This is a genomic window from Pseudomonas sp. C321 (assembly GCF_055407105.1).
This window is the reverse complement of sequence record NZ_JBUZRB010000001.1, coordinates 623,106-635,420: the sequence shown is the minus strand read 5'-3', so window position 1 is coordinate 635,420 and position 12,315 is coordinate 623,106. Positions and strand designations below refer to the sequence as shown.

General features: G+C 60.5%; 15 protein-coding genes. All 15 read left to right on the top strand.

Annotated features, from left to right (window positions below):
• The first annotated feature begins 2 nt into the window (after nucleotides 1-2).
• The 15 genes from ACZRJ6_RS03000 (at nucleotide 3) to ACZRJ6_RS02930 (ending at nucleotide 12,313) form a co-directional block, all read left to right on the top strand.
• Nucleotides 3-2,015, top strand: coding sequence for a phage terminase large subunit family protein (locus ACZRJ6_RS03000; protein WP_463967009.1), 2,013 nt, complete (start codon nucleotides 3-5; stop codon nucleotides 2,013-2,015).
• A 1-nt stretch (nucleotide 2,016) separates the two neighbouring features.
• Nucleotides 2,017-2,223, top strand: a complete 207-nt coding sequence (locus tag ACZRJ6_RS02995) for a phage head-tail joining protein (RefSeq protein WP_463967008.1) — start codon at nucleotides 2,017-2,019, stop codon at nucleotides 2,221-2,223.
• Nucleotides 2,223-3,704 carry a phage portal protein gene (locus tag ACZRJ6_RS02990; RefSeq protein ID WP_463967007.1) on the top strand — a complete coding sequence of 494 codons (1,482 nt, stop codon included), beginning with the start codon at nucleotides 2,223-2,225 and terminating at the stop codon, nucleotides 3,702-3,704. The genes ACZRJ6_RS02995 and ACZRJ6_RS02990 overlap by 1 nt, the downstream gene beginning before the upstream one ends.
• Nucleotides 3,701-4,849 (top strand): head maturation protease, ClpP-related, encoded by a 1,149-nt coding sequence (locus tag ACZRJ6_RS02985; protein WP_463967006.1) that lies wholly within the window; start codon nucleotides 3,701-3,703, stop codon nucleotides 4,847-4,849. The genes ACZRJ6_RS02990 and ACZRJ6_RS02985 overlap by 4 nt, the downstream gene beginning before the upstream one ends.
• Entirely contained in the window at nucleotides 4,846-5,190 is a 345-nt protein-coding gene (locus ACZRJ6_RS02980; RefSeq protein ID WP_463967005.1) for a head decoration protein, read from the top strand. Before ACZRJ6_RS02985 ends, ACZRJ6_RS02980 begins: the two co-directional genes overlap by 4 nt.
• 62 nt (nucleotides 5,191-5,252) lie before the next feature.
• A complete protein-coding gene (locus tag ACZRJ6_RS02975) occupies nucleotides 5,253-6,248 on the top strand; it encodes a major capsid protein (RefSeq protein ID WP_463967004.1) in 996 nt (331 codons plus the stop codon).
• 2 nt (nucleotides 6,249-6,250) lie between these two features.
• The gene (locus ACZRJ6_RS02970) at nucleotides 6,251-6,571 is read left to right on the top strand and encodes a head-tail joining protein (protein ID WP_463967003.1); all 321 of its coding nucleotides are present in this window, start codon (nucleotides 6,251-6,253) and stop codon (nucleotides 6,569-6,571) included.
• Entirely contained in the window at nucleotides 6,568-7,224 is a 657-nt protein-coding gene (locus ACZRJ6_RS02965) for a hypothetical protein (protein ID WP_463967002.1), read from the top strand. The genes ACZRJ6_RS02970 and ACZRJ6_RS02965 overlap by 4 nt, the downstream gene beginning before the upstream one ends.
• The gene (locus ACZRJ6_RS02960; protein ID WP_463967001.1) at nucleotides 7,217-7,726 is read left to right on the top strand and encodes a hypothetical protein; all 510 of its coding nucleotides are present in this window, start codon (nucleotides 7,217-7,219) and stop codon (nucleotides 7,724-7,726) included. Before ACZRJ6_RS02965 ends, ACZRJ6_RS02960 begins: the two co-directional genes overlap by 8 nt.
• Nucleotides 7,726-8,301: a phage baseplate assembly protein V gene (locus ACZRJ6_RS02955; protein ID WP_463967000.1), complete on the top strand. Its 576-nt coding sequence runs from the start codon at nucleotides 7,726-7,728 to the stop codon at nucleotides 8,299-8,301. Before ACZRJ6_RS02960 ends, ACZRJ6_RS02955 begins: the two co-directional genes overlap by 1 nt.
• Before the next feature lie 59 nt (nucleotides 8,302-8,360).
• Nucleotides 8,361-8,636: a hypothetical protein gene (locus ACZRJ6_RS02950; RefSeq protein WP_463966999.1), complete on the top strand. Its 276-nt coding sequence runs from the start codon at nucleotides 8,361-8,363 to the stop codon at nucleotides 8,634-8,636.
• A 6-nt stretch (nucleotides 8,637-8,642) separates the two neighbouring features.
• The gene (locus ACZRJ6_RS02945) at nucleotides 8,643-8,969 is read left to right on the top strand and encodes a GPW/gp25 family protein (RefSeq protein ID WP_463966998.1); all 327 of its coding nucleotides are present in this window, start codon (nucleotides 8,643-8,645) and stop codon (nucleotides 8,967-8,969) included.
• Complete coding sequence (locus ACZRJ6_RS02940; RefSeq protein ID WP_463966997.1) at nucleotides 8,966-9,847, top strand: baseplate assembly protein; 882 nt, start codon at nucleotides 8,966-8,968, stop codon at nucleotides 9,845-9,847. The genes ACZRJ6_RS02945 and ACZRJ6_RS02940 overlap by 4 nt, the downstream gene beginning before the upstream one ends.
• Nucleotide 9,848: 1 nt before the next feature.
• Nucleotides 9,849-10,454 (top strand): phage tail protein I, encoded by a 606-nt coding sequence (locus ACZRJ6_RS02935; RefSeq protein ID WP_463966996.1) that lies wholly within the window; start codon nucleotides 9,849-9,851, stop codon nucleotides 10,452-10,454.
• A complete protein-coding gene (locus ACZRJ6_RS02930) occupies nucleotides 10,451-12,313 on the top strand; it encodes a phage tail protein (RefSeq protein ID WP_463966995.1) in 1,863 nt (620 codons plus the stop codon). Before ACZRJ6_RS02935 ends, ACZRJ6_RS02930 begins: the two co-directional genes overlap by 4 nt.
• The last annotated feature ends 2 nt before the right edge of the window (nucleotides 12,314-12,315 follow it).

Below are 12,315 nucleotides of genomic sequence, written 5' to 3'. Positions count from 1 at the left end.
CCATGCCTACGGAAATTCCTGACGGTGCAGAGGTGTACCGTGAGGCGTATTTCCGTGGGCTGCGGCCCGATCCGGATGTTTGGATTGACCAGTGGGCCGACGAGTACATGCGGATCCCGCGTGATACTGGTGCCGCTGAGCCAGGCCAGTACCGTACCTCGCGCACGCCGTATGCCCGCGAGCCAATGCGCTGCCTGTCGCCGGCTCACCCCTGCAAGCGCGTGATCACGATGGTTGCCTCGCAGTTGATGAAAACGCAGATCGGTTTGAACTGGATCGGCGGCCTGATCCATATGGCGCCGTCTAACATCCTCGCGCTGCTACCCAGCCTCGGCTTGGCTAAACGGGTGTCATCTCGAATCAACAAGACCATCAAGGCCACGCCCGTGTTGCGTGAGCGTGTCGCCTCCAGCCGGTCGCGAGACTCACGCAACACCATGGACACCAAAGAGTTTGAAGGAGGATCGCTGTACGTCACCACCGCCGGCTCTGCTGCCAACCTTTCGGAACTGTCTGCGCGGTATGTTTATGGTGATGAGATTGACCGTTGGGAAGTGGACATCGGTGAGGAGGGCGACCCCATTGAACTGGCAGAAACGCGGGGCAGTACCTTTGGCCGCAACGCCAAGTTTTACTTCTCCAGCTCGCCGACGATCAAGGGCGCGTCACGGATCGACGATCTGTTCGAGGGCAGTGACCAGCGTTATTACTACGTGCCGTGCCCGAGCTGCGGGCACATGCAAACCTTGGAATGGGAGCGGCTGCACTACTCGAAAGATTACAGCGTCGTGCATTACCAGTGCGCTGGCCCGGATTGTGATGTGCTGATCGAGGAGTACCACAAGGGTGAGATGCTCGCCAAAGGCGAATGGCGCGCCCATGCCGAGGGCGATGGCGAAACGGTTGGTTTCCATCTCAACGCATTGTATTCGCCGCTAGGTTGGATGGACTGGAAGTCACTCGCCAAGCAGTTTGAGAAGGCCCAAAAAGCCAAGGCTAAAGGCGATCTTGAGCCCATGCAGGTGTTCTACAACACCCGTCTAGCCAAGGTCTGGGACAGCGCGCAAGAGCAAACCAAGGCCGAGGTGCTGATCGCTCGGGCGCGGTTGGAACCGTACACCCTCGGTACCATGCCGCCCTTTGTGCTGATGCTGACGGGAGCCGTCGACGTGCAGGCCAACCGCCTGGAACTGATGGTCATGGGCTTCGGCGTCGGCATGGAACGTTGGGTGGTCGACCACCAGGTGATCTGGGGCGACCCTGCCGATGAGCGCACATGGGCCGTGCTCGACGAAAAGCTCAAGGTTCGTTACCGGCATCCGTGTGGTGTTGGGCTGGCGATTCTCGCGACGGGCGTCGACTCCGGCGGCCACCACACCGACGAGGTCTACCAGTTCTGCCGCGTCCGTCGCTGGCGCAACGTCTTCGCCATCAAGGGCGCGAGCAAGCCCGGCAAACCGGTGATTGCTCAGCGGCCATCCATGGTCGACGTGACATGGAAGGGCCAGACCGAGCGCGGTGGCGCCGAGCTATGGTTTGTCGGTACCGACACCGCGAAGGACTGGATCTACAACCGTTACCCGTTCGAGTCCGGACCGGGCGCGCTGCACTTTGCCAACGACCTGCCGGACGAGTTTTTCGCCCAGTGCGTGGCAGAGCGCAAGGTCGCCCGCTACGTCCGAGGCCACAAGCGCATTGAGTGGGTCAAGGGTAAGGCCGAGCGCAACGAAGCGCTCGACCTGATGGTGTACTGCCTGGCAATGGCCCATTACCTGGGAATCAACCGTTACCAGGAACACGACTGGGAACGGGTGCGGCAGTCGCTGGCTCAGTCCGGCTTGTTTGACGAAGCGCTGGGCATCAAGCCTGTGCAGGGTGAGCGCCTCGACGACAACGAAACACCTGAACCAGTTGCAGCGAGGCAGTCGCAACCTGTTGCCCCGGTCGCCCAATCGCGACCCGCTGCACCCCCCCCACGCCGCAGCTCCACCAGCGGTTACCTGAAGAGACGCTGATATGTCCTTTACCCAGAAGCATCTCGACGCCGTCGAGCGCGCCATTGCACGCGGTGAAAAGACCGTGCGCTACAGCGACCGCACGGTGGAGTTCCGGTCCATCGACGAGTTGCTCAAGGCTCGCGACGAGATCCGCACTTCGTTGATCAATGCCGCCGGGCCGCGCTCTCGCGTGGTTCGGCTTTACCACGGAGGCAAGGGAGTCTAATGGCCCGTCATTTTCCAACGCTGTCCCGTAGCGGATTCTTGCTGCCGTCGAACATCAAGGCCAGTTACGAAGCCGCCGGGGAGGGCCGTCGCTCGGCCAGTTGGGAAGCGACCGACAACGGCATCAACAGCATCAACACCCCAGCGCTCCGCAACCTGCGCGCTCGATCCCGTGCGGCGGTGCGCAATGATCCATATGCCTTCAACGTCATCGACAAGCGCGTCAGCAACCTGATCGGCACCGGCATTAACCCCCGGCCAAAGATCGAAGACGATGACCTGCGTCGGCTGTTTCAGAACCTGTGGGAGGATTGGGTTGATGAGTCGGACGCCGATGAACTGACCGACTTCTACGGCCAGCAGGCGTTGGTGGCGCGTACCGTTGAAGTCTCCGGCGAGTGCTTTATCCGGTTGCGTCCTCGCAGCCTGGACGAAGGCCTGGCGGTGCCCCTGCAACTGCAAACCCTGGCCCCTGAATTTGTCCCACACGACAAATTTGAGACCGCCAAAAACGGTAACGTCATCCGCGCCGGGATCGAATTCAGCCCGGCCGGCAAGCGCGTGGCCTATTGGATGTACCGCTCACACCCCGGTGATGCATCGTCGCTCAACGGTGGCTACAACCAACTGGTGCGGGTGCCAGCTAGCCAGGTGCTGCACATTTTTGAGCCGGTGGAGCCGGGTCAGTTGCGCGGCGTTCCGCGTCTCTCGCCTGTGCTGAAACGCCTGCGCAGCTTGGACAACTACGACGATGCTGTGTTGTTCCGGCAAGAGGTCGCCAACCTGTTCGCCGGCTTCATCAGTCGTCCGGCCCCTGATTCAGGGCAAACGCCTCGCGATCCGGTCACCGGGCAACCGTTGACCACCGACCGTGACGGGTTCACGCCCATGGTCGCGCTGGAGCCCGGCACCATGCAGGAGCTGGGGCCGGGCGAAGAGGTGGAGTTTTCCAAACCACCCGACGCCGGTAACAACTACCCGGACTTTATGCGGCAGCAACTGATGGCAGCGGCAGCGGGGGCGGGCACGCCTTACGAGATCCTTACCGGTGACATGCGCGGGATCAACGACCGGGCGCTGCGGGTGGTGCTCAACGAGTTCCGCCGCCGTTTGGAGCAACTGCAATTCAGCGTCTACGTGCACCAGCTCTGCCGCCCTGTGCGGGCCGCCTGGATGGACATGGCCGTGCTGTCCGGCGCCCTGGTGTTGCCAGACTATGCACAACGTCGCCGCGAATACCTGCGCACGCGCTGGGTGCCGCAAGGCTGGGCCTACATCCAGCCGGTGCAAGACGTTCAGGCTCGACGCATGGAAGTGCAGGCGGGCTTTGCTTCACGCAGTGAGATGGTCCTGCGCACCGGCTACGACGCTGAAACGGTGGACGCGGAAAACGCCGCCGACCTCGCCCGGTCCACGGCCCTTGGCCTCAACTACACCACCCTGGATGCCGTCGAACTGCTCGACGACAAGGAGCAACCATGAGCAAAAAAGCGCAAACGCGCATTTACGACAAAGCCGGCAAGCAGGTGAAGATCAAAGACAAAAGCTGGTACACCTTCCAGGCCAGCGGCGAAGCCGGGCAAGGCACTATCGAAGTGTTTGTGTACGGCGAAATTGGTACCTGGGGCGTCACGGCCAACCAATTCGTCCAGGACCTGCGGGCTATGGATGACGGAGTTTCGCCAGTAATTGTTGCGTTCAACAGCATTGGCGGTGATTTGTTCGACGGTTTGGCCATCCACAACGCGCTGTCGCGCTTGGGCGAGCGCTGTACCGGTCGCATTGATGCCTTGGCCGCCAGCGCGGCCAGTGTCGCGGTCTGCGGTGCTTACCGGGTGGTGATCGCAGCCAACGCCATGCTGATGATCCATAACCCCTACACCTATGCCGGTGGTGATGCCGAGGACTTCCGCAGAGTCGCCGATGTGCTGGACCAGACACTCGAAGCGATCATCGCGGCCTACAAGTCCAAAGCGCCGGACATCGACGAGGCTGAGCTGCGGCGCATGGTCGACGCTGAAACCTGGCTCACTGCCAGTGAAGCGGTCGCGCTGGGGCTGGCCGACGAGATAGGTGATGGCCTCAAGGTCAAGGCGTGCCTGGGGCAGGGCAGCGTGTTGCAGCGTTTCCAACATGCTCCGGCTGAACTGCTGGCCCAGCTCGACGAAGAACCCGAGGTTGATCTGCCAGATCCCAAGGATCCACCGGCACAGCCCGCTGTCGTCGACGCGGCTAAGTTGGCCCTGATGGTCACGCAAGGCTGTGCAGCGGCGGGCATCAGTAACCTGGTGGAGCCGCTGCTGAGTGCCACCAAACTGGAAAGTGAGTCCATTGTGCAAGCGGCCTTAACCCAGGCCAAGGCCGTGCATGATCTGTGCGTGGCGGCTCGGCTCCCCGAACTGGCGGTTGGCTTCGTCTCGGCCAGTCTGGACGTGCCAGCGGTGAGAGCCCGCCTGTTTGACAAACTGGTGAGCGGCAAGGGCTTCGAAATCGACAACAGCCTGCCGCTCGACGATGACCTGCCCCTGAAGGTGCAGGCAAAACAACCCGATCCACCCTCGATCTGGGCTGCTCGTCAGGTGGCGCAGAGTGGGCAAACCCAACCCGCAAAAGGAGTTAGAACATGACGATCCATCACGAACAGCGACACGCTGGCGAGTTCCTCCTGTCCGAGGGCGCCGGGAATATCTCCCGTGAAGCCATCAACGTGGCTGCTGGCTCCGCCCTGGAGCCTGGGCAGATCCTCGGCCTGGTGACCTTGTCCGGCGAGTTTGCACCGTACAACCCGGCCGCCGAAGACGGCAGCGAGAACCCCGTCGCCATTCTTTATGGCCCGTTGGGCGAGTCGGACGTGGTGCGTCGCGGTCGTGCTGTTGTGCGCTTGGCCGAGGTCAGTGAAGCCAGCCTGACCGGCCTCGACCCTGCCGCCGAAAAAGCTTTGGCAGCCCATTTCTTGATCGTCCGCTAAGGCGTTCACCCCTGTTTATCCATCCCGCCGAGTGCGGGATTTTTCGTTTCTGGAGAGTACCCATGGCCGATATTGGCATTTTTGAGGATGACGCATTCAGCGTCGCCACGCTGACTGCTGCAATCAATGACCAGGAATACCTGCCGGGCCGCATCAGCGGTCTCGGCTTGTTCCGTGAAGAGGGCATCACCACCCTGACCGTTCAGATCGAGAAGGACGGCGATACCCTGGCCCTGGTCCCCGCGGGTGAGCGTGGCACTTCGGGCCTGGTGGTCGCGGGAACCCGACGCCAGATGATCCCGTTCAACACCGTGCATCTGCCGGAGCGCTTCACCATCAAGGCTGATGAGATCCAGGGTATTCGGGCTTTCGGTACTCGCTCCGAATTGCAGGCCGTTCAGGATGTGGTCAACAAACGCCTGGCAAAGGCTCGACGCCAATTGGATGTCACCCACGAATTCCAGCGTATGGGCGCCCTGAACGGGCAGATTCTGGATGCGGATGGCACCACGGTTCTGCTGGACCTTTACAAGTCCTTTGGTGTGGTTCGCAAAAAGCTGTCCATGGGCTTGGGCAACGCCGATACCGAATTGCGTGTTCGCGCAGGCGAAGCCCTCGACCTGCAAGAGGATGCGCTGGGCAGCATCACCAGTACCGGCTCCCGCGCCTTCTGCGGTAAGAACTTCTGGAACAAGCTGATCGTCCACAAGTCGGTCAAGGAGACTTACCTCAACAGCCAGCAAGCCGCCGCCCTGCGCGGTGACGCCCGTGAAAGCTTCGAGTTCGGTGGCATCGTCTGGGAGCGCTATCGCGGCAAGGTCGCGGGCGTTTCGTTCGTTCACGACGACAAGGCCCTGCTGATCCCTGAGGGCGTGCCCGACCTGTACATCTCGGTGTTCGCTCCGGCCGACTACATGGAAACGGTCAACACCCAGGGCATCCCGTACTACAGCAAGATCGAGCCGCTGCCGTTCAACAAGGGCATGGCCGGCGAAGCCCAGTCCAACCCGTTGCATCTGTGCACGCGACCTCTGGCGCAGATTCTGCTGGAACTCTGACCGTGGCTTTCCGCGATCTGGTCGATGACATCGACGACACGGTGTTCGAAACCCTGGGCGACACCGCCCAGATTGAGGGCCTTAGCGAGCCGGTGCTGGGAATGTTCAGCGCGCCCTGGACGCAACCGAAGTTCGGCAAGCTCAACACCGGCCTGCGGGAGCCGCGCTTTGAGATCCGCGTCAGGGATTCGGATGGACTGAGCAAGGGCTTGCTAGTGGTCATTGATCTGCCGGCCTTGGATGGCGGTGGTAACTACGACTTACTGCAATTGGAACCTAGTGGTGATGGCCTGGTGGCCTTGATCCTGAGGAAGCGCCCATGAGTGTTGGCAGCTACGTGCACCAAAAACGTGACGGAGGGATGATTAACATCCAGCCGTCATTGAGTGACCTCAAAGCGTTCCAGGGCTTTGCGCAGTTGGTGCCCAAGGCTGCCGCCGCCGCCCAGCGTCGGGCCATCAACAAAACACTGGGTTGGTTGCGCACCCATATCGCCCGGGCCGTGGGCAAGCAGGAACGCATCGCCATCGGCGCCGTCCGGCAACGTTTGCGGGCGTACCCCACCAGTGGCGGAACCATGCGCGGCAAGTTGTGGTTTGGCCTCAACGCCATCGAAGCCAGTCGCATCGGTCGGGCACGTCAAACCGGCACCGGTGTTTCGGTGGCGGGGCGGCGTTACCAGGGCGCGTTTTACAAAAAGGTCTACGGCAACAGCGCCGATGTCTGGATACGCACCGCTAGCAAACACTTCAACACCGAGGACTACCCCGAGGCAACTCAGGGTCGGCGGCGCTCTGGCTTTGTTGAGGAAAACGACAATCGTTTCCCCCTGGCTAAAGCCAAGGTTTCGCTGGAGCAGGCGCGCCCGCACTTCGATGCTTGGGTCAAACGTGCTGATGAACGCCTGCTGGAGATCCTCGAGCAGGAACTCAACTTTGAATTGCAGAAATACCTGAAGGGGACGCCCCGTGTCTGATGAGCCGATGACCCTCGACCAGCTCTACGGAGCCATTGAGCGGCACCTGCAAGTGCATCTGTTGGGTGTCCAGACCGTGGCCGCCTGGCCGGACATCAAGGATCACATCCCCTTGCCAGCGGTGTTCCTGGAGATGTCCGAGTTTGAACCGGGTACCGACATCGGTACCGGCGAAACCACTCTGGTCTGCAAGTTCGAAGCGCGGATCATCGTCGACTCGATCCTCACCGATCCTGAGCGGCAGGCGGTTCAACTGGCGACCCAACTGGCCGTGCTGTTGCGTGCCCAGACCTGGGGGCTGGAGGTTGAATGTGCCGCGTTCGTTCGGGCGGTGCAGGACTGGACCAAGCCCGAGCTAGACGGTTACATCGTCTGGCTGGTGGAGTGGGATCAAACGATCTACCTCGGCGCAGAGGAATGGCCGTGGCCGGATGAACCGCCGGGGACGCTGGTCTTTGACTTGGGGCCGGGTGTCGGTGAAGTCCGGCCGGAGAATCTGTAATGAGCTATGCGTCCGCAGAGCATGACCGGATGATCGCGGCCATGCTGATGCCGTGCGTGGTGGTAGGGGTGGACCTGGCGGCGCCGGCTGTTCGGGTCCAGTCCGGCGACTGGGTCAGCGCCTGGGTGCGCTGGCATGGCCTGGCAGCTGGTGAGGCCCGTCACTGGCGGGCACCCAGCATTGGCGAGCAGGGCGTGTTGTTCAACCCGAGCGGCCAGGCGGGAATGGGGACTTTCGTTCCCGGGCTGTATGGCGCCGCTGGCCCACCGCCGGACAACCGTGATCATGTTGAGGTGTGGCGCTTCCCGGACGGTGGCTCGCTGGTTTACGACTGGCAGGCCAACAGCTACACCATCGACCTGCCCGCCGGCACTGCAACGGTCAAGGTGGGTGACTCCGTGTTTGAGGTGACGCCGGCCAGCATTCGCTTGGTGTCGAGCCAGATCTACTTGACGGGTGAAGTGATCATCGACGGGACTGCCACGGTCAGCAGCACGTTGCACGCCACTGGCAACATCAGCAGCGGCGCTTCGATCATCGACACCACGGGCAACACCCCGAACCACAAGCACTGACAGAGCCCTTATCCACAACCCGCTGCGTGCGGGTTTCTTCATTTTTGGAGTATGCATTTGTGAGAAAATCCAGGCAGGACCTCGAACAAATCCCCTCGGCTGAGACTGTACCGGTGGCGCGTTTTGACCCGATGCAGGGCCTCGACAAAACAGACCTCAAGCCCACGGAGATAGGCCCGGCCCGTGTTTTTCGCGACACGCTCTACACCTCGCGCACCCTAGTGATGCCGGACGGACAAACCATATCGGTCGCCAAAGGCCTGGTGGCCGCATGCGGTGACGATCAATACGAATTCCTGCGCAACCACCCTGACCTCGAACCCTCCATGGAGTAGCCCCCAATGATCGGAATGGATCGCCGTACCGGGCTGCCTATCTCCGGCCTTGAGCATTTACGGCAATCCATTGAAGACATTTTGAACACCCCGTTGGGCAGTCGCCGGCACCGGCCCGAGTACGGCAGCAAGCTGCGACGCTACGTGGACCTGCCGGTTAACGAGGGTTGGAAAGGGGCGGTTCAGGCTGAAGTCAGCCGGGCCTTGGGGCGCTGGGAACCGCGTCTCAAGCTTGAGCGGGTAAGGGTGCTTTCTGTGTTGGGTGGCGTGATCAACATCCAGCTATCGGGGACGTATCACGGTGATAGCGCCATTCTGGAGGTAAGTGCATGAGTATTGTTGATCTGTCGTTGTTGCCGGCGCCGGACGTGCTTGAACCCCTGGACTTTGAGGCGACCTATCAAGAGGGGCTGGGCACGTTTCGTATGAGCATGGGCGACAACTGGAGCGCACCCCTTGAGAGCGATCCGGTGGTCAAACTGCTGGAGGTCGGGGCCTATAACAAAGTCGGTAACCGCGCCCGGGTCAACGACGCAGCCAAAGCCTTGTTGCTGGCCCATGCGATTAATGGAGATCTCGATCAGCTTGGGGCCAACGTCAACACACTGCGTCTGGTGATCCGCAAGGCTGACCTACTCGCAGTGCCGCCGGTCGAGGAAATCAAAGAGCAGGATGATGCTTACCGCGAGCGCATCCAGATGACCTATGAAGGCTTGACCACGGCTGGGCCGCGTAACAGCTACATCCTTCACGCTCGCAACGCCTCGGCGTTGGTGGCCGATGCCTCGGCGGAAAGCCCGTCACCGGCCTGCGTCACAGTCACGGTGTTGAGCCTAGAGGGTGACGGTGTGGCGGGGCCGGAACTGCTGGCGACGGTCGAGGACAGGCTCAATGATGAGGATGTCCGGCCGCTGGGGGATCGGTTGACGGTCCAAAGCGCCCAGGTGCTGCATTACCGCATTGACGCGGTGCTGCACATGAATGGTCCGGGCCCTGAGAGTGACGTGGCTCTTGCCGAAGCTCGTCGGCGTTTAGTGGCTTGGATCAACCCCCGTAAGCGGTTGGGCGTCGAGGTGGCTCGATCTGCCGTCGACGCTCAGGTTCATGTCGCGGGTGTTTCCCGGGTTGACCTGCCTGGATGGCATGACCTGGCCCCGACCAAGGAACAGGCGGCGTTCTGCACCGGTTACAGCGTCACGCTGGGGAGCTGACATGAACAGCTTGCTACCGCTGAACAGCACCCAGCTAGAGCGCGCCATTGAAGCGGCGAATGCGGACCACACCGTTATCCCGTTGCGATCCCTCTACAACCCTTCGACCTGCCCGGCGCATTTGTTGCCGCACCTGGCGTGGGAATGGTCGGTTGACCGTTGGGATTACCGGTGGACAGAAACGGTTAAGCGCAATGCGATCCGGGCGTCTTTTTACATCCACTCTCGCAAGGGAACCATCGGTGCACTGCGTCGGGTGGTCGAGCCGCTGGGCTACCTGCTTGAAGTTGTGGAGTGGTGGCAGACGGTGCCTGAGGGGCCGCCGGCCACCTTTGCCCTGAAGGTTGGCGTTCTGGAAACCGGCATCACCGAAGAAATGTACCTCGAACTGGAACGCCTGGTCGACGACGCCAAACCGGTCACTCGTCACCTGACGGGCCTGGCAATCAGCCTGGAAACCACAGGCACCGTTTATGTCGGCGCTGCTCTTTATGAAGGCGATGAACTCAGTGTTTACCCACCCATGCAACGCGATATCGAAGTCAGTGGCTCCTTGCGCCAGGGCGGACGCGAACATCAGATCGATACAATGGACATCTACTCATGACCGACCAGAATAGCCAGTTTTTTGCCATCCTCACCGCCATAGGTGAAGCCAAACAGGCCAACGCAGACGCCCTAGGCGTGCCCTGGACCTTTGCGCAAATGGGCGTCGGGGATGCCAGCGGCACCGACCCCATTCCCGACCGCCTGCAAACTCGACTGATCAATGAACGCCGACGCGCTCCACTTAATCAGGTCAAGGTCGATCCAAAAAATGCCAGCGTGATCGTCGCGGAACAGATCATCCCTGAAGACATTGGCGGTTGGTGGATTCGTGAGATTGGCTTGTACGATGCTGCCGGTGACCTGGTCGCCATTGCCAACAGCGCGCCAACCTTCAAGCCGCTGTTGAGTCAGGGTTCTGGGCGAACCCAGGTCATTCGCATGAACCTGATCGTCAGCAGTTCGGCCAATATCGAGCTGAAGATTGACCCAAGCGTAGTACTGGCGACCCGAGCCTACGTTGACGAAAGCCTCAACAACGCGCTGGTACAGGCGACGGAGGTTAAAGCAGGGATCGCCAAAGTGGCGACAAAGGAACTCGCAGAGGCCGGAACCGATGACAAAACGTTCCTGACGCCAAAAAAGCTCTTTGCGGCGATCTTCAAGGCGATCGGTTTCACCCCGGTAGAGCAAGGGGGCGGACCTAATCAGCTTAGTAACAAAATCCGTATTGGCTTCGACAGCGCTAGGGTCAGGGTCGCGGTGGACAACACGGATATGGGCAAACTTGTTACGGATAAGGACGTTGCAACCGAAGACACTGTCGGAGCCGTCATGCGCGCAACGCAGCCTCTTGCAGATGAGGGGGTAGATGACAAAACGTACCTCACACCGAAAAAATTCTTTACCTCGATCTTCAAGGCCATCGGTTTTACCCCGGTGCAACAAGGGGGAGGCCCTGGTCAGCTCACCAGCAAAATACGACTTGGCTTTGATGGCGCAAAGGTCAAGGTCGCCGTGGACAACACGGACATGGGCAGGATCATTACAGATCAAGACGCCGCGACGCAGCCCTTGGTGGATGGAGGGGCCGATGACGCTACGTTCCTGACGCCGAAGAAGTTCTTTGCGGCGATCTTCAAAGCCATCGGTTTCACTCCGGTGCAGCAAGGGGGTGGCCCTGGTCAGCTCACCAACAAAATCCGTATTGGATTCGACGGTGCCAGGGTCCGGGTTGCTGTGGATAACTCGGACATGGGCAAACTCGTTACGGATAATGACATTGCAACCGAAGACACTGTCGGAGCCGTCATGCGCGCAACGCAGCCCCTTGCAGATGAGGGGGTCGATGACAAAACGTACATCACGCCAAAAAAGTTGTTTGCCTCGATTTTAAAGGCCATCGGCTATACGCCCGTCCGTCAAGGCGGCGGCATTGGACAAAACCACAACAAGATTTATATCGGTTTTAAAGGACCTAAGGTTGGCTTGACTGTCGACGAATCGGACTTTGGAAACATCATCACTGACCAGGACAAGGCTACACAAGCCGCGACCAACGAAGGCGCCGATGACACGGTCTTCGTCACACCCAAAAAAATGCGCTTGGGGTTCCTGTTCATCGTTGGCCTACAGGGTGCAATCGTTCTTCCGTCATGGCTTGGCGGATTCATTTTGCAGTGGGGTGCGGTCACGTTGAATGACGGCACGTCAGCCCAAGTCGCATTCCCGGTTCAGTTCACCACCAGTCGGCTGGCAACGTGGAGCGAGGTCAATATGAACATCGCATCCTGGGCGGGCACGGTGCCCGGTACTAGTACGTCCGGCGGTACCAATACTCTTGCCAATATGGTGGTTGCTTACAACGATAACGGCGGGGTTACAGGTGTACCTGTGACCTGGTTCGCCCTGGGCAAATAGGA